Annotated in this window: 16 protein-coding genes; 5 read left to right on the forward strand and 11 right to left on the reverse strand. The window is 69.4% G+C overall.

Annotated elements, in window-relative coordinates:
• Positions 1–109 precede the first annotated feature (109 nt).
• Together E8A74_RS51935 and E8A74_RS05505 are read left to right on the forward strand one after the other, a co-directional pair.
• Positions 110–2,293 (forward strand): RCC1 domain-containing protein, encoded by a 2,184-nt coding sequence (locus E8A74_RS51935; protein ID WP_170228878.1) that lies wholly within the window; start codon positions 110–112, stop codon positions 2,291–2,293.
• Positions 2,294–2,645: 352 nt separating this feature from the next.
• The gene (locus E8A74_RS05505; protein WP_136928007.1) at positions 2,646–2,912 is read left to right on the forward strand and encodes a UBP-type zinc finger domain-containing protein; all 267 of its coding nucleotides are present in this window, start codon (positions 2,646–2,648) and stop codon (positions 2,910–2,912) included.
• 79 nt (positions 2,913–2,991) lie between these two features.
• On the opposite strand, the gene E8A74_RS05510 is transcribed toward E8A74_RS05505, so the two are convergent.
• Entirely contained in the window at positions 2,992–4,071 is a 1,080-nt protein-coding gene (locus tag E8A74_RS05510) for a formylglycine-generating enzyme family protein (RefSeq protein ID WP_170228879.1), read from the reverse strand.
• A gap of 100 nt (positions 4,072–4,171) precedes the next feature.
• On the reverse strand, positions 4,172–5,089 hold the full coding sequence (locus tag E8A74_RS05515) for a hypothetical protein (RefSeq protein WP_170228880.1): 918 nt from the start codon (positions 5,087–5,089) through the stop codon (positions 4,172–4,174).
• Between the two features lie 581 nt (positions 5,090–5,670).
• Here E8A74_RS05515 and E8A74_RS05520 point away from each other — a divergent pair.
• Positions 5,671–6,108 carry an acyltransferase gene (locus tag E8A74_RS05520; protein ID WP_232379388.1) on the forward strand — a complete coding sequence of 146 codons (438 nt, stop codon included), beginning with the start codon at positions 5,671–5,673 and terminating at the stop codon, positions 6,106–6,108.
• Positions 6,105–6,542, forward strand: a complete 438-nt coding sequence (locus E8A74_RS05525; RefSeq protein ID WP_136927862.1) for a hypothetical protein — start codon at positions 6,105–6,107, stop codon at positions 6,540–6,542. Before E8A74_RS05520 ends, E8A74_RS05525 begins: the two co-directional genes overlap by 4 nt.
• A 344-nt stretch (positions 6,543–6,886) precedes the next feature.
• Here the strand turns inward: E8A74_RS05525 and E8A74_RS05530 are convergent, their stop codons facing one another.
• The 8 genes from E8A74_RS05530 to E8A74_RS05570 form a co-directional block, all read right to left on the reverse strand.
• Entirely contained in the window at positions 6,887–8,386 is a 1,500-nt protein-coding gene (locus tag E8A74_RS05530; RefSeq protein ID WP_136927863.1) for a L,D-transpeptidase, read from the reverse strand.
• 118 nt (positions 8,387–8,504) lie between these two features.
• On the reverse strand, positions 8,505–9,839 hold the full coding sequence (locus tag E8A74_RS05535) for a hypothetical protein (protein WP_136927864.1): 1,335 nt from the start codon (positions 9,837–9,839) through the stop codon (positions 8,505–8,507).
• A 70-nt stretch (positions 9,840–9,909) separates the two neighbouring features.
• Positions 9,910–13,326 (reverse strand): hypothetical protein, encoded by a 3,417-nt coding sequence (locus E8A74_RS05540; RefSeq protein ID WP_136927865.1) that lies wholly within the window; start codon positions 13,324–13,326, stop codon positions 9,910–9,912.
• An 87-nt stretch (positions 13,327–13,413) separates the two neighbouring features.
• Positions 13,414–16,008 carry a hypothetical protein gene (locus E8A74_RS05545; RefSeq protein WP_136927866.1) on the reverse strand — a complete coding sequence of 865 codons (2,595 nt, stop codon included), beginning with the start codon at positions 16,006–16,008 and terminating at the stop codon, positions 13,414–13,416.
• Between the two features lie 23 nt (positions 16,009–16,031).
• Positions 16,032–17,447 (reverse strand): hypothetical protein, encoded by a 1,416-nt coding sequence (locus E8A74_RS05550; protein WP_136927867.1) that lies wholly within the window; start codon positions 17,445–17,447, stop codon positions 16,032–16,034.
• Positions 17,448–17,546: 99 nt separating this feature from the next.
• Entirely contained in the window at positions 17,547–18,971 is a 1,425-nt protein-coding gene (locus tag E8A74_RS05555) for a YncE family protein (RefSeq protein WP_170228881.1), read from the reverse strand.
• Positions 18,968–20,815, reverse strand: coding sequence for a WD40 repeat domain-containing protein (locus E8A74_RS05565; protein ID WP_136927870.1), 1,848 nt, complete (start codon positions 20,813–20,815; stop codon positions 18,968–18,970). The genes E8A74_RS05555 and E8A74_RS05565 overlap by 4 nt, the downstream gene beginning before the upstream one ends.
• A 46-nt stretch (positions 20,816–20,861) precedes the next feature.
• The gene (locus E8A74_RS05570) at positions 20,862–22,322 is read right to left on the reverse strand and encodes a glycogen synthase (RefSeq protein ID WP_136927871.1); all 1,461 of its coding nucleotides are present in this window, start codon (positions 22,320–22,322) and stop codon (positions 20,862–20,864) included.
• A 200-nt stretch (positions 22,323–22,522) separates the two neighbouring features.
• Here E8A74_RS05570 and E8A74_RS05575 point away from each other — a divergent pair, with 200 nt between their 5' ends.
• Complete coding sequence (locus E8A74_RS05575) at positions 22,523–23,647, forward strand: RluA family pseudouridine synthase (RefSeq protein WP_136927872.1); 1,125 nt, start codon at positions 22,523–22,525, stop codon at positions 23,645–23,647.
• Here the strand turns inward: E8A74_RS05575 and E8A74_RS05580 are convergent.
• Complete coding sequence (locus tag E8A74_RS05580) at positions 23,629–24,336, reverse strand: hypothetical protein (protein WP_136927873.1); 708 nt, start codon at positions 24,334–24,336, stop codon at positions 23,629–23,631. The genes E8A74_RS05575 and E8A74_RS05580 overlap by 19 nt on opposite strands.
• Between the last annotated feature and the right edge of the window lie 25 nt (positions 24,337–24,361).

Below are 24,361 nucleotides of genomic sequence, written 5' to 3' on the forward strand. Positions count from 1 at the left end.
CCGCGCCGTCTGCTCTCGCGGTGGTCCGAGGCGAATGTCTCGGCACGCCTCTTCGGGGACCTCTCCCTCGTACATTGCTCTCCGCTTGCGGAGCCAAGGAACTGCCACGATGAAACATTATGCTCATGGGCCGCTGTGGCTCGCGCCGCTTGCCTTGTTCGCGACCGCCTGTGGCGTCGATTCGTCGGGGATGAGCGCGGGAGGAGACGGGGGCGGGCAGGCTGCGAGTCCGGCATCGGAGACGACAGCCGAGGCGCGGGCGGCGTTGACGGCGGGCGCGGGCAGCCTGGGTGATTGCAACGGGAACCCGGCGCGCTGCGCGGCGGTGAACGTTGCCGCGGGCTACTACCACACCGTGGCGCTGAAGTCGGACGGCTCGGTCTGGGCCTGGGGATACAACAACCGCGGGCAGCTCGGGGACAACAGCACCACCGAACAACTCATACCTGTGCCTGTGGACGGGCTGAGCGGCGTCACCGCGGTCGCGGCGGGCGACGAACACACGGTCGCGCTGAAGTCGGACGGCACGGTCTGGACCTGGGGGCGTAACTACGAAGGCCAGCTCGGCGACAACAGCACCACCAATCGACTCACGCCTGGACAGGTGAGCGGGCTTGTCGGTGTCGCCGCGGTGGCGACGGGCAACTACCACACGGTCGCGCTGAAGTCGGACGGCACGGTCTGGACCTGGGGGCGAAACGACTATGGCCAGCTCGGCGACAACACCACCACCGCTCGACTCACGCCCGTGCAAGTGAGCGGGCTCAGCGGCATCACCGCGGTGACGGCGGGCTACACACACTCTATCGCGCTGAAGTCGGACGGCACCGTCTGGGCCTGGGGATACAACGCCCGCGGGCAGCTCGGGGACAACACCACCACCAATCGACACAAGCCCGTGAAAACGACCGGTCTGAGCGGCATCACCGCGGTGGCGGCGGGGGCAATGCACACCGTGGCGCTGAAGTCAAACGGCAGCGTCTGGGCCTGGGGGCGCAACTTCGGTGGCCAGGTCGGGGACGGCACGGCCACCGATCGACACGTTCCGGTCCAAGCAAGTGGAATGGTAGACGTGGTCGCGGTGGCGGCGGGCCACGACCACACCTTGGCGCTGAAGCCGAACGGTAAGGTCCACGTCTGGGGGGACAACAGCAGAGGCCAGCTCGGAGACAGCTCGACCCTCGACATACATCAGCCCGCAGAGCTGGCAGGTATTGGTGGCATCACCGCGGTGGCGGGGGGCTCCGCACATACCGTGGTGCTGAAGTCGGACGGCACGGTGTGGACCTGGGGGTACAACCTCCATGGCCAGCTTGGCGACAATACGACCGTCAATCACAACACGCCTGTGCAAATAAGCGGATTCGGCCTCTTCTCGATGTGCGGCACCAGGGCGGCATGCGACGTGGGTACGGGCGCATGCCTCACCGCGCCGGCGCCGAACGGGACGGCCTGCAACGACAGCAATGCTTGCACGCAGATGGACGCCTGCCAGGCGGGCGTCTGCACCGGCGCGAACCCGGTGATGTGCGCCGCGTCCGACCCATGCCACAATGCGGGCACCTGCAACCCCGCGACGGGCGTGTGCTCCGGGAATCCGTCGAAGCCCAACGGCTCCTCGTGCGACGATGGCAATGCCTGCACGCAGACGGATACGTGCCAGTCGGGCACGTGCGTCGGCGCGATCCCGGTGACGTGCTCCGCGCCCGATCCATGCCACGATGCGGGCACGTGCGACCCCGCGACGGGCGTGTGCTCCACGCCGGCGAAGGCCAATGGGGCGGGATGCGACGATGGAGATGCCTGCACGCAATCGGACACGTGCCAGGGTGGGATCTGCACCGGAGCCGACGTGGTTGTCTGCCCGCCGGTGGGCGAGTGCGAAGTCGGGCTGTGCAACGCGGCCAATGGGGTGTGCGCGCCGAGCCCCAAGCCGGACAACACGCCTTGCGCAGGCGGGGTTTGCCTGGCCGGCGTGTGCCAGATCGAGGGACCGACGTCGAGTTCGAGCGCGACCGGCACCGGCGGCGGCGGCGGCACCGGCGGCAGCGCGACCGGCAGCGGCGGCAGCGGCGGCACCGGCGGCAGCGCGACCGGCACCGGCGGGATGATGGCGACGAGCACGACCACGGGAGCAGGCGGAGGCAACGGGGAAATCCCCTCCAGCGAGGATGGCTGTGGCGCATGCGTCGTTGGTGGCGGATCGGCGAAAGGCGCCCCTTGGGTCGGTCTTGGGCTCTTGCTCGCGCTGCGGCGGAGGCGGCAGAGCCCTCGGGGCGGCGCGCCATCGTGACCCCCCGTTTCGGGCATCGTGCTCGGAGGCGTGTCGAGGGACCTGGCCGGGGCGTGACAGCTCCGGTGCCGGGTGGCGCCGCTGGGAGGTACGCCGGTCAGGGGTGCCGGACCCCTTAGCGGGAGCGGACGCGGCGAGCGGAGGCGGCAGCGGGATAGGGTTCCGGTCGTTCTGACCCGGGGTCGCCAACCCCGTGAATCTCGGCTGAATTTCGACGGGTCGGGGACCCCCTGCAATGCCCGGTTCGCACGAGCGGGCCCGAGAGAGAGTGGAAGGGCGATCGCCGGTGAGGTCGAGCTACAATCGACCTACCATCGAGGAGGACTTCATGAGCACCAAGACGAGCGTGACCATGACCGCGCCGTGCGAGCACGTGGCGCAGGCGACCATCGACTCGGTCGCTCGTCCCGCCCCCGGCTGCGAGGACTGCATGAAGATCGGCGGCCGATGGGTGCACCTTCGCGAGTGCCTCACGTGCGGTCACATCGGATGTTGCGACTCGTCGCCGAACCGCCACGCGACGGCGCATTACCATCGGATGAAGCATCCCATCATCTCGTCGGCCGAGCCCGGCGAGACCTGGTGTTGGTGCTACGTGGACGGGCGCTTGCTGGAGTAACGGGTCGAGAAACGAAGGGAGCGCCGGAGGCGGGAGCGGACGCGGCGAGGGCCCTCCCGCGCCGGGATCTGCCCGCAGGTCAGGGGCCCGTGGAGCCCGATGCTTCGTGCGGAAGGGTGCGGGCGAGGCGAAAGCCGTGGGTCGAGACGATGAAGTCCCAACTGCTGCCGAGAGAGGATGCCGAACGAAGGAGCGTGGGCCAACCAATGGCCGACCCGCCTCGCGTCTGCCGATCGACGTAGATGACAATCTGCCCCCCGGGATCCGTGAGGGGCCCGGGCGGAGGCGCTTGCCCATGGGCCTCGTCATTGACCCACTCCCTGGCATTCCCTACCATGTCATAGAGGTGCCAGGCGTTGGGGCGCTTCTGCCCGACGGGATGCGTGAAGTCCCCCGAATTGGCGCAGTACCATGCTATCTCCGCGAGGGGCGGCCAGAGATCGCATCCGCTCGCTCCCGTGGGGATCCCGGTCGTGCTCGGCCCGAAGTAGAACGCCTCCCTGGTGCCGGCCCGCACGGCGTATTCGTACTCAGCGGCGGTCGGCAAGCGGTAGCCCGTGCAGTCGTAGATCGTCGGCGCCGTGAGCGACACCGACGCGCAGGTCATTCCGTGCCCGATCTCGCCGCTGCACCCGGAAAGCTCGTAACACGCCGGAAGAGGCGGCTCGTGTGCCTTCGAGAGGAGGTTGGCGAAAGCCAACGCTTCGAACCAGGTCACGCTGCCCACGGGACAGCGGGGGTCATCCGTGCAATCGCCGCCCGGCTGCGCAGGGAAGGCCATGCTCGGGTCGTGGAGTCCGCGCGCCGACCATTGCTCCTGCGTAACCTCGTGCTGCCCTACCCAGAAATCGTGGGTGAGCGTGACGGCGCGCTGGTTCTCGATCTTCGCCGGATGGCCGGTCTCCTCCAGAGGCGACCCCTTGATGAAGCAGCCGGCCGGGATACGACAGAAGCCGTCGCGACAATCCGCCTGCACGGCAGGATGCCGGCAGGTGATGCCATCGAAGGGCACCTCCCATCCAGGCAGCGGGCCCGGAAGCGGCTGCTCCTCACCCGCGTCCCCATCCGCCGGAGCCGGCCCGCCGAGGGTCGGCTCCGAGCGAGCGCAGCCGGCGTGGAGCGCCGCCCCAAAGAGGAGGGCGGCGACGCGCAAAGCCACGCTCCTCCTGGGGTCGTGGCCTCGCGGATTCCGTAGGTCGACTCCGTGCGGACGGAGAGATGCAGCGCGTCGGCTCCAGGTCATTCTTCGATCGCCCGGATCAAACGAATTCACCCCCCGCCATGACCGGTTGGTTCACTTGTGTCAAGTGGGCAGGCGGATCGACGCGGGTAAACCCGGTGGTATCTACATTCGTCCTCCAACCGGGTTGGACGCCGGGCTCGAGAGGCTCGACCTCCAAGGTCCTCGTCCACAGGTCCGGCGGCAGCGACTTGTCCACGCGCAGGTGTTGCTTCACCCTCCTCCAGACCGTGCCGCCTTGGACGCCGAGCGTGAAGAAGAGATACCGCTCCTTGACATCCCAGTCGCCGCTGAGGCCGATGCTGGGGACATCGTGTATCTCTATCGTGAGGATCCCGCCCTTCTTTCCAAGGTAGCGGCGGCTCGCCTCTGCCTGGTCGTCCGCCGTATGGACGTTCTCCGTCCTCGGATTCGCGTCCCCTCCTCGCCGGTGGAAAAGCTGCGCGCCCCCCCGAATGACGGAGCCCGGCATCCCAACGGCGGAGCGATACCCCTCGCGGTACCGCGCGAGCCATGGCGCGAAGTTGGGGCTGCCGGGGTTACGCGCGTACTGGTCGACGCTGACCTCCCACCACGTCCGCGACTCCTTGGTCGGCGCGGCGACAGGCGTGATCGCATCGACGCCGGCGGCATCCCCGGCCGGGCTGGGCCTCCCCCGAATGTCCATGCAAATGATATGCTCGTGCCATACGAGCCTCGGGGTCTCGTGGAACCTGCTCATCCGCGAGGCATCATACCGCATCCGAAATAACGCGTGGACGTTATGGCCGAGGACCTCGTCGCTGGTGCGGTTCGTAGCGAAGATGGTGATATTCTCGAGGCGCCATTTTCCCATAGACTCGATTCCTTCCTCATGAACCGAACGTCGGTTCTGCGCCAACGGACGTTCGAGACGGTATGTCGATGCGACGGCACCTCCGCTCGCCAAAGAAATCATGCGCCCCGTCCAGCTTAGCGCATCGAGCATCGCACCCCGCGCGGAGAGCACAGGTAGGTTCACTAGAACATCGATCGGTTTGACAACCGCTCGATGTTCTAGCTCTTTTGTCCCGAGGGGGACGCCTCGCGTCCCCCTCTCGCCCGGGCAAAGCCCGGTCGATTCACCCCCCGAGGCGAGCTCGCTTCGCGATCTCGCAGAGCGCCGAACGGGTCGGCGCTCTAGGAATTCGCAACACGACAAAACCTCCGCCCCGACGACCCACGCGAAGCGTGGCGAGGAGGGCGAGCACGGCCTGGCCCTGCAGAGGCCGAGCACGACGGTAAGCTCGCCATCCCCGAGCGAGATCCTCCACGTCCGCGTCCCCCCTTGCACGGGCGCTTGACTTTGGCCCGCTCCCGCTCCCGCCCCGCTCCCCCTGCGATGCGTGGAACAGATCGTCCCCGGCACACGCACGTCGGGCACGTTCGGGACTCACCTACCTCTTGCGGTCCCTTGGTGTTTCGTCCAAACATCGTTCGGCGGACGGACGCCAAAAAAGTTCGCCAGGTCCGAGCGACCGGGATACTTCCAGGTACAACATGAACCAAACGCGCTACATCACCGCTCTCTGCGCTGCCGTGCTGCCCCTCGCTCTGGCCCTCGTGGCCAATGGCTGCGGCAACAAGGAAGAAGAAGTTCCGCCCGCGCCCTCGGCCATCCCCGCGCCGACGCCGACGCCGGCCCCCACGCCGACGCCGCTCGTGGTCGAGGAGGATGCAGGCTCGGACGCCTCGGACGCAGGCGAGGACGCGGACGCCGGCAAGAAGGTCGTCGGTACGGGCGATTCGACGGGCATCCGCGCCTGTTGCTCCGCGCTCCGTCAGAACGCGAACTCCGCGCCGCTCGATCAGAAGGCCTCGTACCTGGCCGCGGCTGGCATGTGTGACGGCCTCGTCAACTCGCCGGAGGGCCGCCAGGCCCTCACCGCGGTCCGCAACATGCTGAAGGGCGCCGGCGCCCCCGCAGCTTGTAAGTGAGACGCCCCCGCGTCCCGAGCGCCGCGGCCCGCCGATCGGCGGATGCGAGCCCGCGCGCGCGTCGCGTGGCCCTCGCCGCAGCGCTCGGGTTCGTGGTCGCCTCGTTCCCTTTCCGTACAGCGAACGCGCTCGAACCCCCGCCGAGCCCAGGCCGCGCGAAGATCACCTCCGGCATCGCCTTGATGGTGAGCGGCGCGGTCGTCACCGGCCTCGGCGCGGGGCTCTACATCGCGAACGAAAACGCCGATCGCGCCGCGTGTGTCCCCTGCGCGAAGTCGTCCTGGGTCTTTCCGACTGTGCTCATGGGGATCGGCGGCGCCATGTTCGTCGCGGGTATCCCTGTGTTCGTCCTCGGACAGGTCGAACGTTCTCGCGAGCCCGCCGCCGTCGTCTCCCTCGGACCGTTGGGCGCGTCCGCTCGTTTCACGTTCTAGCGACCTGGGACCGACGTCCCTCGAAGAACGCTTCCCGCGGGGGTCGACGCGTGGCGACCCCTTCGCGTCACGACGACCAGCGGAGGTCGACACGTGGTGACCCCCTTCGCGTCACGCTGACCGGCAGCGGTCGACACGTGGCGACCCCTTCGCGTCACGACGACCAGCGGAGGTCGACACGTGGCGACCCCCTTCGCGTCACGCTGACCAGCAGCGGTCGACACGTGGCGACCCCTTCGCGTCACGACGACCGGCGGAGGTCGACACGTGGCGACCCCCTTCGCGTCACGACGACCGGCGAGGGTCGACGCGTGGCGACCCCTTCGGCCGCCCCTCACGACCGCTCAACCCCCGTGCGTCCACACGAGCGTCCCGCCTTCGAGGTTGACGGCGCCGTGCCACTCGGGGGGGACGACGGGGTCGGTCCAGTCGAAGAGCCACTTCGCGTCGGCTGGGGCGAGGTTCACGCAGCCGTGGCTGCGCGCCTTGCCGAACTCGTCGTGCCAGTACGCCCCGTGCAGCGCGTAGCCCTCGTGGAAGTACTGGATGTAGGGCACGTCGCGTAGATCGAACGAGTCCGAGCCTTCCTCGCCGTCCATCGTCCCGGAGACGTGCTTCGCGTGCACGTAAAACACCCCGCGCATGGTGGCGGTCGTCTTCTCGGGATCACTCATCCCGCCGCGCCCCGTGGACACGAGCGTCGCGAACACCGGCCGCGTCCCCTCGTACGCCACGAGGAGCTGCTTCTTGATCGACACGTCGATCCACTTCTTGCCCGCGCGCGCGTGCCCGACGGGATCCTCGCGCGGCGTCCCGATCAGCATCGTCTCGGCGGGCAACCAGAACCCCTCGGTCGTCTCCCACAACCCGCGCTCGCCGCCCTTCGTGTTGCCCGTCAGGATCCAGCCCGAGCGCCAGGGCGCGATCCCTTGCTCGCGCATCCGGCCGTCCGCCCCCTCGACGAGCTTCGTCGCGCCGTGGCTGACGACGATGCCCGGCAGGCCCGGTTTGTCCACGACCACGCCGTGGTGCGCGCTGATCTTCGCGGGCTTCGTGCGATCGAGCGGGATCAGGTCGAGCTCGGTCGTGAGGCCGAACTTGCGGCTCGTCCATTCGAAGGCCGTGATCAGCCCGAAGGCCGACTCTTCCTTCGCGCGGCCGGCGTGCACGGTGTAGCGGAGCGGCTCGACGGCGCCGTATGGCTTCGGCAGATCGCGGCCCTCGCCGAGGAACGCGGGCACGGTGTCGAGCGGGACGTTCGGCGTGATCGCGAGGCGGACGTGCTCGCGCACGGTGGGCCCTTCGACGCGGCGTTGGTCCTTGTCGGTCGGCAGACGGAAGTAGAGGTGGGGCGCGGGCGAGCGCGACATCACGTAGGCGTAAGGCAACGTGGCGGCGCGGTCGGGGCCTCGCAGGGCGGCCTGGATGACCTGGTGATCGATCGCGAGCGTCGCGCCTTTGCCGACGCACACGTAGCCGCGCGGCACGATGCGGTACCAGCCGCCCTCGCAGCGCCGGGTGCCGGCGGAGGCCTCGGCGCGGTCGACGACGGCGCCGGCGCGCAGGTAGCCGAGCTTCGTCGAGCGATCGTCGGGCGCGACGTAGATCCACGTCCGCATCGCGATGCTGCCGATCTTCGCGCCGTGGCCCGGCTCGGTGTCCTCCGCGGCGCGTTTGTCGGCGGCGGGGGTGCCTTCGGGCTTGCTGGGACGCTCGAGCGTCGCGCCGGGGGGGGTCCGATCGAGGACGCGCCCCGGCGGATCCTCGACGTTGCCGCAGCTCGGGAGAGCGAGCAGCAGGGCGAGGAGCGCAGGCCTTCGGGAGGGACGCGCGCGCGGGGACATCGGGGAGGTTCGCCGCTGCTTAGGACGAACGCGCGGCTCGGGCAACGTCTTGGCGAGGGGACTGCGTGGGAGGGTGGGTCAGGTTACGGGGTGGCAGACGGGCGGGCGGGGGCGCGGCTCAGCCGCAGGTGCCATTGGTGCACACCATGTTGAGACAATCCGTATTTTTGAGGCAGGTCTTTCCGGGAGCACATTTGGTGCAGCTCCCCCCGCAATCGACATCGCTCTCGGTCCCGTTCTTCACACCGTCATTGCAAGCCGGGGGCGCGCATATGCCGACGCTGCATACGCCCTGCGCGCAGTCGGCCCCTACGTTGCAGCCCTCGCCGAACCCGCACTTCACCGCGCAAACGCCACCGCAATCCATGTCCCCTTCCGTGCCGTTCTTCACGCCGTCGAAGCAATCCACGCAGACGCCGTTGTCGCACTCGCCCTCGCAGTCGACTGTCCCGTTGCAGCTCTGGCCCCGTGCGCACCGGTCGATGCATTCGCCGCCGCAATCGACGTCCGTCTCGGTGCCGTTCTTCATGGCGTCGCTGCAACTGAAGCACGTGTTGACCTTCACGTCGCACGTGTGCCACGGGGGCCCACCCCCGCAGTCGGCCGTTTGCGAACACCCGAGGCACACGCCGAGGCCGTCGCACTTGCCCATTCCCGTCGGGTTGTTCGGCGTCGCGCAGGACGAGTGCACCGGGAGCGGCGGGTTTACGGGGGACGTGTCGTTGCACTGATCGGCCGTGCAAGATTTGCCGTCGTTGAAGGGGTCCGTCGCATCCGCGATCGTCACGACCTTCCCGCCCTGGCAAACCTTGACCTTGCAGTTGCCGCTCGACTGCTCACTCTGGGGCAGCAGCAGCCCTTCGTTCAGCGGCGTCGCAACGCATTGCTTCTCCATGCACGACCAGTCGCGGCAAAAATCATCGCCGGGGCAATCCGTGTCGCTTCCGCACCCCGTGCAGACGCCCATGTCGTTGCACGTGCCATTCGTCCCGCACGGCGCCCCGTTCGCCGGCGTGTGGCTCTCCTTGCCGCCCGCGCAGACGTCGAGCGTGCACGGGTTCATGTCGTCCGGATCGGCGCCGGTGGTCACCGCGAACATGCAGACCTGGCCGATGCACGCATCCACCGTGCACCGGTTCTTGTCGTCGCATTGCGCCGCCCCCGTACACGGGATCTCGCAGGACCCGGACACGCATTCGCCCACGCCGTCGCCGATCTTGCACGTCGTCCCGTTCACTGCGACGTGTTGAGGCGCCCCGTCCGAGCAGATGTCCTGCGTGCAGGGATTCGCGTCGTCCGGCACCTCGATGTCGCTCGCCACGGAGACGAACGTCCCCCCCTGGCATTCCTTGCGGATGCAATCGTCGGGCGTGGTCGGGTCCGTCTGCCCCGCCTCGCACGCCGCCGGCCCACCCGTGTCGAGCTCCAGACATCCGCCCGCCCAGACGACCATCGTCGTCAGGATGATCCCCCCCGCTCGACGTCCCCATGCCATCACACACCTCGCCCGAAAAAAACCTCGCTCACGGCGCGCACACGTCGTTCTCGCAGTGGTTCGAGAAGCACTGCGCGTTGTCGGTGCACGTGAAGCCCGTGTCGCCGAGGCACACGCCCGCGCCGTCGCAGACCTCGGGGCCCGCCGCGTCGCACGTGCCGTCGGTCGTGCCCGCCGGGACCGGCATGCATTGGCCCTCCATCCCATCGAGCGCGCAGGAGAAACAATCGTCGGCGCAGACCACGTTGCAGCAGACGTCGTCCACGCAATGACCGCTCGCGCAGTCCGCGTTCGCCTCGCACGTGTCGCCGAGGTCGCCGATGCACATGCCCGCGCCGTCACACGTGCCCGGTGTCGTGCACTCCATGTCCGGATCGGTGCCGAGCGTGATCGGCCCGCAGACGCCGTCGGCGCCGCTGCCCTTTTTCCCCGCCGAGCACGCCTCGCAGATGCCCGTGCAGGCGTCGTCGCAGCAGACGCCGTCCACGCAATGGCCGCTCAGGCATTCCGCGTCCGCGCCGCAGAGCTTGCCCTGCAGGGTCTTGCACGCGCCCGCGCCGTCGCAGGTCTCGTCCGCGAAGTCGCAGGTGCCGTCGTCGATTTGCCCGCTCTCCACGAACGAGCAGACGCCCGGCGAGGCCGCGAGGTCGCACGCCAAACACGTGCCCGCGCACGCCGTGTCGCAGCAGACGCCGTCCACGCAGTTTCCGCTGAAGCACTCGGCGTCGGCGTCGCACGTGGCCGCGTTTTCTTTCTTGCACGCGCCCGCGCCGTCGCACGACTGGCTCATCCCCGTGCACGTCATCGGGTCGTCCTGCCCATTCGCGACGAACGAGCAGACGCCCGGCGAGGCCACGAGGTTGCATGCCAAGCACGTGCCCGTGCACGCCGTGTCGCAGCAGACGCCGTCCACGCAATGGCCACTCATGCACTCCGCGTCGCCGCCGCACGTGGCCGCGTTCTCTTTCTTGCACGCGCCCGCGCCGTCGCACGACTGGTTCATCCCCGCGCACGTGGCCGCGTCGTCTTGCCCCGCGGGGACGTTCGTGCAGGTGCCCGCCGAGCCCACGAGGTTGCACGTCTGGCACGTGCCAGCGCACGCGCTCGTGCAGCAGACGTTCTCGTCGGTGCAGAACCCGAGCACACACTCCCCGCCGTCCTGGCAGGGCTCGCCCGGATCCTTCTTGCACGCGCCCGCGCCGTCGCAGGAGTTCGTTCCGACGCATCCCGGCGCGTCGTTCGTCGAGATCGGCACGTTCGTGCAGGTGCCGACGCTGCCCGCGACATTGCAAGCCGTGCACGTCTCGTCACAGGCCGCATTGCAGCAGACGCCGTCGGCGCAAAACCCGCTCAGGCACTCCGCCGCCCCGGCGCACGTTTCGCCCGCGACCTTCTTGCAGATGCCCGCGCCGTCGCAGGATTGGTTCGCCCCGGCGCACGTCCCCATGTCGTCCTGCCCATTCGCGACGAACGAGCAGACGCCGGCCGCGCCCACGAGGTTGCAGGCCTTGCACGCGTCGGTGCAATCCGTGTCGCAGCAGACCCCGTCGACGCAAAACCCGCTCAAACAATCGCCGGAGGCCAGGCAAACGCCGCCGTCCTTCGATTTGCAGGCGCCGGCCGCGTCGCAGGACCGCGTGCCCGCGCAGGCGTTCGTGGGGTTCGTGTCCTCCGCGGAGACGAGCGGGGCGCACGCGCCGACGCTGCCCATGAGGTTGCAGGCGAAACACGCGGCGTCGCAGGCGCCATTGCAGCAGACGCCGTCCACGCAGAAGCCGCTGACGCAATCGACCGCGCCCGCGCACGTCTGGCCGCTGTCCTTCTTGCACGCGCCCGCGCCGTCGCAGGCGTTCGCGTTCGTGCAGGTCGGCGCGTCCTCGGTCGCGGCGGGCACGTTCGTGCACGTGCCGACGCTGCCCGCGACGTTGCACGCCTTGCACGTGTCGCTGCAGGCCGCGTCGCAGCAGACGCCGTCCACGCAATGGCCGCTCAAGCACTCGAGGGCCCCGCCGCACGTCTGCGCGGGCGCCTTCTTGCACACGCCGTCGCCGTTGCACACGGTGCCGCCGTTCTGATCACACGCGGCGTTGACGGGCCGGTTCGGGTTCGAGGGCACGCCGGCCGCGCTGCACACGTCGTCGGTGCACGTGTTGCCGTCGACGGGTTTGTCGGCCGTGTCGGGCGACGTGACGATGTGGCCCTGGCCGTCACATTCGACGACCTTGCAATCGAGGGCCGTCTGGCCGTCCGGCAGCGCCGTGCCCTCGGGCGTGTAGCTCACGCCGCACTGGTTGTTGATGCACGTGCGGACCTTGCAGAAATCGTCGGCGCCGTCGCATTGCGCGGCCTCGTTGCAGCCGACGCATGTCCCGCCGCCGTCGCAATAGAGCCCGGCGCCGCACGCCGTGTTGATCGCCTCGCTCGGGAACGACGGCGCGCCGTTCGTGCAGACGTTCTTCGTGCAGGCGTTGTCGTCGTTCGGCAGGTCGGCATCGTCGACGATCTCCTTCGTCGCGCCCGCGCCGTCACACACGACCTGCATGCAATCGCCGGCCGCCTGGCTGGAGAACGGGGTGCCGTCCGCCGCGAACGTCTGTCCGCAGACGTGGTTGTCGCACGTGCGCTGCTGGCAGACGTCGTCCGGCGGCAGGTGGCCGCAATCGGCGGGCTCGTTGCATTCGACGCAGCCCGACGCGCCGTCGCAGACCTCGGGTTTGCCCGGCTCGCAGGGCTCGCCCGCGCTCACGGGCGGGTTCGTCGCCGCGCCCATCGTGCACACGTCGAGCGTGCAGGTGTTCATGTCGACGGGGATGTCCGTGTCGTCGACGACGGCCGTGTCGTCGCCCGCGACGCAGATGTGCTGCAAGCAATCCCCGGGCACGGGGACGTAGCCCGGCGTGGGCAATCCGTCGAGATCCGTGAAGAGGCAGGTGCCCGCGCCCGCATTGCAAGCGTCCTCGGTGCAAGAATTGCCGTCGTCACACGGCTTTTGCGCGCTGCACTCGACCGAGCACGCCCCGCCCTGGCACGTCCCCTGCGCCGTGCCGAAGAGGCAGCTCGCCCCGTTCTGCGCCGGCGTGTGGACCGGAGCGCCCATCACGCACGCGTCGTTCGTACAGCTCTCGCCGTCGTTCTCGATGTCGGCGTCGTCGTTCGTCGTGACGACGGCGCCGGCCACGCAATCGACCCGCTGGCAATCCCCGGCGACTTGTCCCGGCATCGGCCCGTCGTCGACCGGCACGAGGACACACGTCCGATCGTTGCCGCACACGTCGACCGTGCAGGGGTTCTGGTCGTCGCAGTTCTCGTTGACGAGGCAGGCCTTCGTATCCTCGATCGGTAGAGACCCGTTGGTATCGAGCCCACACGAGGCGATCGGGGAGACGAGGGCGGCGGCGAGGAGCGTGGTGAGGAGAGAGGCGAGGATGCGGGGGCGATTGGGCATCGGTCGGGTGTTCTGTTCGTTCTGCAATCGGTCTTCGAGGGGAACGAGGCCGCCGTCATCCCCCGCAGGACGGCGGCCTCGGCGATGTCACGGCATACAGGTGTTGCCGCCCGGGCACTTGTTGCTCACGCAGTCGCTGTCGCTGCTGCAGTTCTGGCCGTCGTCGAGCTTGCACGCATTGGATCCGTCGTTCGATCCATCGCAGCTCTTGTTTCCGACGCATGCGTTCGTGGGGAAGGTGTCCTCGGCGTATTTCGCGACGGGCTCGCACTGCCCCAGATTTCCCTCCTGGTTGCAGGAGAAGCACGCCGTATCGCATTCGCTCTCGCAGCACACGTTGTCGACGCAGAGGCCATTCAGACAATCCGCCGCGCCGGCGCAGGTCGCGCCCAGGTCGCCCTTGCACTCGCCATTGCCGTCGCACGACTGGCCCATGCCGGTGCAAACGTTCGCCGGGAAATTATCGTCCTGTCCCTTGGGAATGTCCGTGCACGTGCCGACGCTCCCCGAGACGTCGCACGCCCGGCAGGTCCCCATGCAGGCGTCATTGCAGCAAACGCCATCCACGCAGTTCGTGGAGAGGCACTGCGACGCCATCATGCACGTCTTCCCGATGTCCGTCTTGCAGCCGCCGTTGCCGTCGCACGATTGATCACCCGAGCAGGGACCGTCATCCTGGCCCGACGGGACGTTCGTGCAGGTGCCGAGGTGCATCGCGACGTTGCACGCCTGGCAGGCCCCGCAGCTCGACGAGCCGCAGCAGACCCCATCGACGCAGTTGTTGCTGAGGCACTCACCCGCCCCACCGCAGCTCGTCCCGTTGGACTTCCTGCAGACGCCGGAGCCATTGCACACGCTGCCGTTGTCGCACGTCATGCTCGCGCTGACGTCGGGCTGACCGGAGGGGATGTTGACGCACTTGCCCTCGTTCGCCATGACGTTGCACGCCTGGCAGGTCGTGGTGCACGACGACTCGCAGCACCGGCCGTCGACGCAGAAGTTGCTGACGCACTCGCTCGTGCCGCCGCACCCCTGCCCGTCGTCCTTCTTGCAAGCAGAGTTGCCGTTGTTCGTGCCATCGCACGAGCTCGCGCCCGTGCACGAAGGCGCGTCCTCTTGCCCCTTCGGCACGGGGCTGCACGTGCCGAGGCTGCCCGCCAGGTTGCACGCGCGGCACGTCCCGTTGCAGTTCGTCGAGCAGCAGACCGCGTCGTTGCAGAACGTGCTCGCGCAATCGCTCCCGTTCGCGCAGCTCTTGCCGGGCGACTTCTTGCACTGCCCTCCGCTGTTGCAGACGTCGCCGCCGTTCTGGTTGCACGCCGTGCCCGAGGGCTGGTTCGGGTTCGACGGCGTGGTCCCGTTGCACGTGTCCTGCGTGCAGTCGATGCCGTCGACCTTGGGATCCGTGGGATCCGCGACGGTGACCGTGTTGCCCGCGCCGTCGCAGACGAGGCGCTTGCAGTCATCCTCGGTTTGTCCGTTCGGGAGCGCCGTGTTGTTCGCCGTGTAGTCGACGCCGCACACGTTGCTGATGCACGTGCGCTTCTTGCAGAAATCGTCCGTGCCCTCGCAATCGGCGGCCGTGTTGCAACCGACGCAGCCGCCGGTCGCATTGCAGACCTGGTTCATGCCACAGGCCGTGCCTTGCGAGACGGGCGTGGAACTCCCCACGCCGTTCGAGCAGGTATCCGTCGTGCAGGCTTTGCCGTCGTTCGGCTTGTCGGTGTCGTCGTTGACCTCCGTCGTGCCGCCGTTGCCGTTGCAGACGATCTTCTTGCAGTTGCCCGCGGTCTGGAGGGCCGGGCTCGCCAGCGTGTCCGTCCCCATGTACTTCGGGACGCACGTATTGCCGACGCAATCGGCCTTCGTGCACTCGTCCTCGGTGATGATGCCGATGCAATGTGTGGCCAGGGTGCACTGGACGCAGTTGCTCGCGCCGTCGCACACCTTCGTCTCCTCGGGCGTGCACAACGTCCCCGAGGCCGTGGGCGGGTTCGACGGGGCGCCGTTCGTGCAGACGTTCTCCGTGCAGGGATTCACGTCGACGGGCACGTCCGTGTCGTCGGTGACGTCCGTGTCCTTGCCCATGACGCAGAGCTTCTGCTTGCAATCCCCCGGGGGCTGCGTCGCGCCCGGGGTGGGCAGGCCGTCGATGTTCGTGAAGACGCACTTGCTCGTGGCGATGTTGCAGAAATCGTCCGTGCAGGCGTTGTCGTCGTTGCACGGGTTCTGCGCGTCGCACGAGATCTGGCAGACGCCCATCTCGCACGTGCCGCTCTGGTTGCCGCGCTGGCACGCCTCGCCTTCGGGCGCGTCCGTATTGCTCGGCGCGCCGGCCATGCAGGCGTCGATCGTGCAGGGCTCGTTGTCGTCCGGGATGTCCGCGTTGTCGGTGACGGTGACTGCCTTGCCAGCCACGCAATCGATCCGCTGGCAATCACCGACGGTCTGCGCCTGGAGCGTCCCGTCCTCGACCGGCGTGTAGACGCAGATCTTCTCGTCGCTGCACGTATCGACGGTGCACGCGTTCTGGTCGTTGCAATTTGCGGCAGCCTCGCAAGGCTCCTGGGTCTTCACAGGCTCCGAGCCGTTCGTGTCGAGCGCGCAGGAGGAAGCCTGCACGAGCGCGGAGGCCACGAACGCCGTGGCGAGGAGGGCGGACAAAAAACGGGGGCGTGTCATGATTCGGCCTTAGCGCAGAAGGGTCAGTTGCAGATGTTGTCGACGCAGTCGTTGATACAATCGTTGTTGCCGTTGCACTTCTTGCCCGCCGGGCAGTCGGGACAGGGGCCGCCGCAATCGACATCGGTCTCGCTGCCGTTCTGGACCTGATCGCTACAGGTCGCCGCAGCGCACTTGCCATTGGTACAAACGCCGTTGGCGCAATCCGACGCGACGTTGCACGAGGCGTCGGTCGTGCACTTCTGCGCGCAACTGCCGCCGCAATCCTTGTCCCCTTCCGTGCCGTTCTTCTTGTTATCGAAGCAATCCACGCAGACCTTGTTGTCGCACTCCCCCTCGCAGTCGGCCGTGACGAGGCACTTCTGGTCGCGCACGCACCGCTCGATGCATTCGCCGCCGCAGTCCACGTCCGTCTCGGTGCCGTTCTGCACGTCGTCGCTGCAACTGAAGCAGGTGTTGACGGTCACGTCGCACGTGTGCCACGGAGGCCCGCCCCCGCAGTCGGGCGTCTGCGAGCATCCGAGGCAAACGCCGACGCTGTCGCACTTGCCCATCCCCGTCGGGTTGTTCGGCGTCGCGCAGGACGAGAGCGCCGGGAGCGGCGGGTTCACGGGGGACATGTCGTTGCACTGATCGGTGGTGCAAGAATTGCCGTCGTCGAAGGGGTCCATCGCGTCCGCGATCGTCACGATCTTCCCGCTCTGGCAAACCTTGGCTTTGCAGTCGCCGTTCGACTGGTCGCTCGAGGGCAGTTGCATCCCTTCATTGAGAGGCGTCGCGACGCATTGCTTGTCCGTGCACGCCCAATCGCTGCAGTAATCATCGACGGGGCAATCCGTTTCGCTCCCGCAGCCGATGCAGACGCCCATGTCGTTGCACGTGCCGTTCGTCCCGCATGGCGCCCCGTTCGCCGGCGTGTGGCTCTCCTTGCCGCCCTCGCAGGCGTCGACCGTGCACGGGTTCATGTCGTCGGGATCGGCGTCACCGCTCACCGCGAACATGCAGACCTCGCCGACGCACGCGTCCACCGTGCACCGGTTCTTGTCGTCGCATTCCTCCGACTTCGTACACGGGATCTCGCATTGCCCGGACACACACGCGCCCGTGCCGTCGCCGAGCTTGCACACCGTGCCGTTCACCGCGGTGTGCTGGGGCGTGCCCGCCGCGCAGGTGTCCTGCGTGCAGGGATTCCCGTCGTCCGGCACCTCCATGTCGTCCGGTACCGAGACGAATTTCCCTCCCTGGCATTCCTTGTGAACGCAATCGACGGGCGTGGTAGCGTCGATCTGCCCCGTCGTGCACTCGTTCGAAGGGCTCGAACCTTGTTGATCGAGACACCCGGGCGCCGACGCGATCATCGCGGATGTGATCACGAAGATCGACGCCAAGCCGTACGAGCGCACCGTGCTCCTGCGGAGGGAAGTCGCGAAGTTGGTCATGGAGAACTCCAAGGCAAGGCGCCGAGCCAAGACGCCGCCGCCAGTTTCGCCGATCTCGCCTCGCATGGGCGCAAAAAATCGGCGGCGCCGAGCGTGATCTCAGGGGCGCCGCAAGACCGCCACGGCACGCGCCGACGTCGCCGCCACGAGCGCGAGACGCCCCCTGGGAGCCACCGAGACCACGTGGGATCCCTCCCCCGTTTGCAGCGTGGAAACGATGCGCAGCGGCTCGCCGCCGAGCACGACCGTGGTCGCGCCCTTGCCACGAGGCCCGCCGCCGAGCGCGACGAGGATCGTCCGGCCCTCGGGCGAAAGCGCGGCCGAGGAAGGGACGCCCCCGAGCGCGACCGTGGCGAGCACTTCGCGGCGCTCCAGGGATACGAGCGTCCCCTCCCCCGCCACGCCAATCACCACGGCGCGATCCTCGGGCCAAGGGAATGCCGCGATCGGCTGCGGCCCCGCAGGCGCGAGGCGCGGCTCGGCCCCCACGGAAAACCCCACGACCTTCGCCGTGGCCCGATCAAAGAGCAAGGCGCGCTCGGAGGAGGCCACCCGAGGCGCCGCCGAGGCGCGCGGCTCGAGGAGCGACGACCACGCCGCCCGGGCGCCGCCGAAGGGTTTTGCCGCAGGATCGAGGACGACCACGGATCCCGACTCGGTGGGCGTGCGCCCGTCGAGGAGCACGAGGAGCCGATCGCCGGCGGACGAAGGCAGGGGCGAAAATCCGCGGATCGGGGCCGGGAAGAGGATCTCGCCGTCCGGCGCGAGATCGGTCCCCGCGAGGCGGACGACGCGGCTCCCCTGGGTACTCGCGGCGACGAGGACGGGCGGATCCCCGATCGCCGTGATGTCGAGGGCGCCCTTCACGTCGACTTTCTTCAGGTAGGCCGATGGCGCCGCGCCCGAGAGCCACGGCGCCGTATGCACGAGGGGCAGGCCCGTGGAGACGCCGAGCACAGCGAGCCGGCCCGCGGGGAGCCGCCGGAGGGCCGTGCCCTTGCCCGGGAGGCGCGCGCGGGCCTTCTCCGCGCCGGAATCGAGGGCGTGCGCCCGGAGCGTGCCGTCCTCACAGAGGACGAAGAACATCGCCTCGTCGTCCGCAAAGGCGACGTCGACGGGCGGGGCGTCGAGGCGAATCGTGGAGGCCACGGCAAATGCGGCGGGCGCCTCGGGCGACGGAGGAGGCGTGTCCGCGGCCGGAGCGGCCGAGGCCAAAGCCGAGGACGCGGCGCTCGCAGAGGGCGCCGGGGGCGCCGCGGCCGAGCCGGGGAGCGCAGGTGGCGGCGCCGAGACGGGCGCGCGCGGGCCGCCGAGGCGGCCTTGCGAGGCGAGGACGGCCGCGCCGCCGGCGAGCATGCCGAAGCCGCCGAGCCCCGCCGCGAGGAGCACGAGCCCGAGCGCGCCGAGCTGCACGCGGCTGCCCGCGAGCTTGGGCGAGCTCACCCAAGCGCGGCACGCGGGGCACTTCGTCGCCCCCTGCCGGATCGAGAGCGATCCGCATTTGGGGCACTTCGTCTTGCTCATCGGAGCACCCACACGCGACGCGCGCGGGCCGAAAATGCCGTCGCGCTGCCGGCGTCTTTGCCGAATCGGACGCTCGTGACCTCGTCGGTGACGTCGACCCGAATGGGCTCGCCCGTCGTGAGATCCACGACGTACACGCCGGGAGAAGGTGCGCCCGTGGCGACGAGCGCCTGGTCGCCGGAGGGCGAGATTTCCAGCGCGGTCACGGGGCTGCCGAGCTCGAGGCGCGTGTCCTGCGCGAGCGTGGCCGGCGCATGCAACGAGAGCGCGCGGCCCACCCTGCAGCCGACGACGAGCGTACGGGGCGCGGCCCGAACCAATACGGGATCGGTGCACGTGTCGCGGGAAAGGTCGGGCGGCGCGAGGAGGCCCTTTCCTTCGAGCGGGATGCGCGTGATGCGGGAGGAGCCGAGCACGGCGAAGGCAAACCCCGACCGGACGGCGACGGCCGCGACGGGATCGACGAGCGAGAGGTGGCGGACGAGCTGCGCGCTCGGCGGCGTCCGAGGCGCGAAGACCTCGATCGCGTCGGGATAGGCGCGCGGGCGTGGATCGGCGACGGCCACGACGGCCCATGTGCCTTCAGCGTCGAGCGCAACGGCGCTCGGGATCGCGCCTCCGAAGCGAAAACGCGCCATCTCGACGTGGTGCTCGGTGCCGACGACGAGGACGCTGCGGTCCACGGCCGAAGGAAAAATCGCGAGGCCGGCCGAGGAGGCAGCGGCGCCCGGGAGGAGCTGCGTGCGCGGCTCGATCCAGCGCAGGACACGGAGCGTGTCGGGTTCGAGCGCGCCGACACGGGTCTGGCCGAGCGCATAAAGAGCGCCGCCGACGCGCTCAATCACGCGCGCGGATTGCGCCTCGCGCGAGCTCGTCATGACCACGCCGCTCTGCGGATCGACAACGTCGAGCGCGACACGACGCGCGACGGCCACGTGGCCTTGCGGCAGGAGAATCGCGGCCTCGGCGTCGGCCGCGACGTCGATCTTCGCCGCGACCTTGCCTTCGAGCCGCTTCGCCCGAGCCGGCTCGACCGGCGGGCTTGCCTGGGGATCGGCCGGTGCGCTCTCGGCGCTCGTCGTCACGGAGGCGCTCGACGCCGGCGCCGCCGATCCGGCCGGTGAAGGCGCGGCGCTCGCCGAAGGAATCTCGCCCCCCGCGCCGCGCCCTTCCCCACGCACCGAGAGCGCGCCCCCGAGGAGCGGCGCGACCACGAGCGCGAACCCGAAGATCACGAGGCCCACCACGCGCCCCAGCCCGAGCCGCGGCTGCGCGATGCCCACGAACTCGCCGCACATGAGGCAATGCGTGCTGCCGACCATCACGGGTTCGAGGCAATACGGGCAGGTGAACGTGGACAGCGGGCGCTTGCGGATCGCGGTCGCGCCTTCGAGCGCGGCCGGAAACACCGCCGTGCCGCGGATCCACCCGGGGACACTGACGAGCGAGACGCCCGAGGAAATCGGGATCCGGCCGGTCATGAGGCCCCGCACCACGAAGGCGCCCGTCACGGGCCCCATGACGCCGTCGGTGTCCTCGACGAACCAGAGGAGCTTGTCGCGGGCCTGGGGTTCGAGCTTGGCGAGGTCGCGCGGCAGCGCCTCGGCGACGGTGCCCTCGGGCCGATCGGGCGGGCTCGGCGAGGGAAAGAGGTCCGAGAGCGGATCCCACGCGGCGCCGGGGAGAAACCGCTTGCACCCTTCCATACGGAAGAGCGGCGCCTTCATCGCGCCCCCGCCGATCTCGCGGCGGACCGCCTCCAGCCGCACGGGTCCGCGGATGTTGCCCTGCTCGGAGACGTAGAATTCGACGTTCTGGGACACAAGCGCCCGAAAGGGGCGCATGCACTGTACTACGAAGCGTCCGCTCGCCGCATCTTCTCGGCGAAGACTAGGGGACGCGCTTCGACATCGCCGAGCGATACACGTGCACGTAGCGGCGCGCCGGGCGATCCCAGCCGAGGTCGAGGCGCATCACGCGGCGCCGGAGCGCCGGCCAGCGGGGCGAGGCCATGGCCGCGAGGGCCCGCTGCACCGCGCCGACGAGGTGCGTCGACGTGGGTTTGTCGTACAAGAACCCCGTCCCGGTCTCGAGCGCCGCGTCGCAATCGACGATCGTGTCGAGGAGGCCGCCGGTCCGATACGCGACCGGGAGCGCGCCATAACGCTGCGCGTAGAGCTGCACGAGGCCACAGGGCTCGTAACGCGAGGGGACGAGGACGATGTCCGCGGCCGCAAACAGACGGTGCACGAGCGGCTCGGCGGCGTCGCCGAGGAGACGCGCGCGCTCGGGGGCCTTGCCGATCGCGGCTTCGAGCTTCGTGACGATCGCGCGATCCCCCGCGCCCGCCACGACCACGGTCACGTCGCTCTTCAGGAGCTTGGGCAGCGCGGTGGCGAGCAGATCGCCGCCCTTCTGCGTGGAGATGCGGCCGACCGAGACGACGAGCGGGCGCTCGATGTCGATCGGGAGCCCGAGCTCGGCGAGGAGCGCGCTCTTGCAGCGCGCCTTGTTCGTCGTGTCCTCAGCGTCGTACCGCGCAGGCAGCGCGGGATCGGTCATCGGGTTGTACACGGCGTAATCGATGCCGTTCACGATGCCGACGATCTCGCTCTCCTTCGCGCGCGTCGCGAGCACGCCGTCGAGCCGCTCGCCGTGGTCGGGCGTGAGGATCTCGCGGGCATACGTCGGCGACACCGTGGTGATGGCGTCGGCAGCGAGCAGGCCCGCCTTGAGGAAGCTCACCTTGCCATAAAACTCGAGGAGCGAAGGCTGGAAGTGCTCGTCGCCGAGGCCGATGACCCGGAGCGCCTCGCGCGGGAAGAGGCCCTGGCGCGCGAGGTCGTGCAGCGTGAGCACCGAGGCCGGGCGCGCGTCACCCTCCCGATCCCGCAGGAGGTACGGGACGAGCGCCGCAGGCCAGTCGTGCGCGTGGACGACCTCGAACGGCGTGCCCGCGAGCGCGCGCTGGCGAACGAGCTCGACGACGGAGAGCGCGAACACGCCGTACCGCCGCGCGGCCGCGAGATCCCCCTCGTCCTCGTCGGCGAGGCGCGACGGGCCCTCGCTGAAGAGCCCCGGGACGTCGAAGAGCACGAGCTCCACGCCCGAGCCGAGCCGCCCGTCGAAGACCGTGACCTCGACGCGCTCGCCGCCCATGGTGAGGACGAGCGGGGTCAGGCGCCGCGCGATCATGACGCCGGAGGCTTCGATCCCAGGGTAACGCGGCAGCGCGAGGGTGACCTTGTGCCCGAGGAGCCGGAGCGCCTTCGAGAGCGACGCGACGACGTCGGCGAGGCCGGTGACCTTCACCATCGGCGCGATCTCGGAAGCGACGAAGAGGATGTCCATGCGCGGGCGGGTGTAGCACGACTCGTGTCCCGCGGGGGATGCCTCGCGTCCGTGGTTTCCGCTCGGGGCTTCGCCTGGACAAGCCAGTCTTCGCCCCGCACCCCGTCGTCCAGCGGAGCCTGGCCGATTCACCCCCTCGAGGTGAGCTCACTGCGCGAACTCGCGGCGCCGATCCGGTCCGTGCTCTAAGATGCCCCGCCATGACGCGCATCAGCGCGCACGAGCTCGGCGCCACGGAAGGCCCTTTCGGGCGAGGGATGAAGGTCGTACGCCCGGACGAGGTGCCCGAGGGGTCCGTCGTCTCCATCCTCCGCGTGCCCCCGGAGGCGAAGGGCATGCGGCTCGACCGGTTCGTGCAATCGCAGCTCAGGCGGACGAGCCGAACCCGCGCCCAGAAGATCATCGCGCTCGGCGCCTACGCCCCGGATGCGCGCCGCCTGCGCGGCAACGACCGCGTGCAGCCCGAGCAGCTCATCCTGCTCTGGCGCCCGCCGTGGGACGAGAAGGCGCCCGACGTCACGCTGCGCATCCTGCACGAGGACGCGCACCTGCTCGCGGTGGACAAACCCGCCGGCATCCCCGTGCATCCCACGGCGCGGTACCACCAGAGCACCGTGGTCAAGCTCCTCGAAAACGCCCGCGACGGCGAGCGGCTCATGCTCTCGCACCGCCTCGACCGGGAGACGAGCGGGGTCCTCTTGCTCGCGCGGACGAGCGAGGCGGACAGGCAGGTGAAATGGCAGTTCGCCCGCGGCGCGACGCGGCCCGGCGCGCAAGAACGCAGCGTGCACAAGGAATACCTGGCGATCACCTGGGGCGCGGACGAAGAGGATGCCTTTCGCGTGGAGGCACCGCTCGAGCTCGATCCGACGAGCCGCTACGGCGTGAAGATGCGCGTCGCCCGGCCCGGCGAGGGTCTTCCCTCGGCCACGCGTTGCGCGGTGCTCGGGAGGCGGAGAAACCCGGCGACGGGGCGGCTCTACGCGCTCGTGCGCTGCACGCTGGAGACCGGCCGGCAGCACCAGATCCGCGTGCACCTCGCGTCGCGTGGGACGCCGGTCGTCGGGGACAAACTGTACGGGCCGGACGACGAGCTCTTCGCCCGCGGCGCGGACGGCCTGCTCACGGACGAGGATCGCGAGACACTCGAGCTCGACCGGCACGCGCTGCACGCGGCGGTGCTGGAGCTCGATCACCCGGCGGACGAGGGGCGCCGGCTCCGCGTGGAGGCGCCGCTGCCGCCGGATCTCGCAGACTTCTGGGCGAGCCTGGAAGATGTCGCGGCTTCCGTTTCTGCACCAACGGATCAGTACATCGGGATCTGATCCCCCGACGAAGGCCGAGGCGCCGGTGGGAGCGCGCCGCCGCGACGGCGCCCCACGGCGCCGAGCGCGCCGCCGAACGTCGCCGCGAGGAGCGTGATCACGGCGCCGCCGAAGCTGAGCCACGCGGCGCGGATGAGCTCGCCGTGCTGGAAACGGAACGACGGGGGGAAGGGCTCGGTCCGCTGTGCGAACGTGATCGCGGATTCGAAGCCGGTCGGACGGCCGAGCTCCTCCGTGCCGAAGAACGGCGGCGCCCCGTTGCCGACGACGAACACGAGCAGCGCGAGCGAGACGGCCCAGGTGAGCACACCCGCGAGCGCGCCGTCCCCGCGGCGGATCGCGCCGCCAAGCTTGGCCGCCGCGTAGCTGCCCACGAAGAGCGCGACGAGCGAGGCGAAGCCCATCCACAAGGCCATGCCCGTAGCGAGGCGTTCGAGCGACGTGCGGCCGCTCGGATCGAGGACGGACACGCCGGTCGCGAACCCGAGCAGCCCGAGGAGCACGAGCGTGCCGAGCGAGAGGAAGAGGCCGGCGAGCACCGAGCTCCACCGGATGCGCGAGAGGTCTCGCTCCTCGAAGGCGTCGAGCATCTTCCGCACGCCGGACGGCGGCATTTGCTCGTCGATCGTGGGCGTCGCAGGGACTTCGCCGAGATCCTGGGGGGGTGGCTTGAGGGGCGCGTTCGACATCGCCCCGGCGCGGTGCAAGCGCCGA

This window comes from Polyangium fumosum (assembly GCF_005144585.1).
GTDB classification, from domain to species: Bacteria; Myxococcota_A; Polyangia; order Polyangiales; family Polyangiaceae; genus Polyangium; species Polyangium fumosum.

Bases quoted from the DNA above. Each gene is read 5' to 3' on its own strand.
- E8A74_RS05515 (WP_170228880.1), bottom strand. From the start codon at position 5,089: ATGATTTCTTTGGCGAGCGGAGGTGCCGTCGCATCGACATACCGTCTC.
- E8A74_RS05540 (WP_136927865.1), bottom strand. From the start codon at position 13,326: ATGCCCAATCGCCCCCGCATCCTCGCCTCTCTCCTCACCACGCTCCTC.
- E8A74_RS05505 (WP_136928007.1), top strand. From the start codon at position 2,646: ATGACCGCGCCGTGCGAGCACGTGGCGCAGGCGACCATCGACTCGGTC.
- E8A74_RS05580 (WP_136927873.1), bottom strand. From the start codon at position 24,336: ATGTCGAACGCGCCCCTCAAGCCACCCCCCCAGGATCTCGGCGAAGTC.
- E8A74_RS05565 (WP_136927870.1), bottom strand. From the start codon at position 20,815: ATGCGCCCCTTTCGGGCGCTTGTGTCCCAGAACGTCGAATTCTACGTC.
- E8A74_RS05545 (WP_136927866.1), bottom strand. From the start codon at position 16,008: ATGACACGCCCCCGTTTTTTGTCCGCCCTCCTCGCCACGGCGTTCGTG.
- E8A74_RS51935 (WP_170228878.1), top strand. From the start codon at position 110: ATGAAACATTATGCTCATGGGCCGCTGTGGCTCGCGCCGCTTGCCTTG.
- E8A74_RS05570 (WP_136927871.1), bottom strand. From the start codon at position 22,322: ATGGACATCCTCTTCGTCGCTTCCGAGATCGCGCCGATGGTGAAGGTC.
- E8A74_RS05550 (WP_136927867.1), bottom strand. From the start codon at position 17,447: ATGACCAACTTCGCGACTTCCCTCCGCAGGAGCACGGTGCGCTCGTAC.
- E8A74_RS05535 (WP_136927864.1), bottom strand. From the start codon at position 9,839: ATGGTCGTCTGGGCGGGCGGATGTCTGGAGCTCGACACGGGTGGGCCG.
- E8A74_RS05530 (WP_136927863.1), bottom strand. From the start codon at position 8,386: ATGTCCCCGCGCGCGCGTCCCTCCCGAAGGCCTGCGCTCCTCGCCCTG.
- E8A74_RS05520 (WP_232379388.1), top strand. From the start codon at position 5,671: ATGAACCAAACGCGCTACATCACCGCTCTCTGCGCTGCCGTGCTGCCC.
- E8A74_RS05555 (WP_170228881.1), bottom strand. From the start codon at position 18,971: ATGAGCAAGACGAAGTGCCCCAAATGCGGATCGCTCTCGATCCGGCAG.
- E8A74_RS05575 (WP_136927872.1), top strand. From the start codon at position 22,523: ATGACGCGCATCAGCGCGCACGAGCTCGGCGCCACGGAAGGCCCTTTC.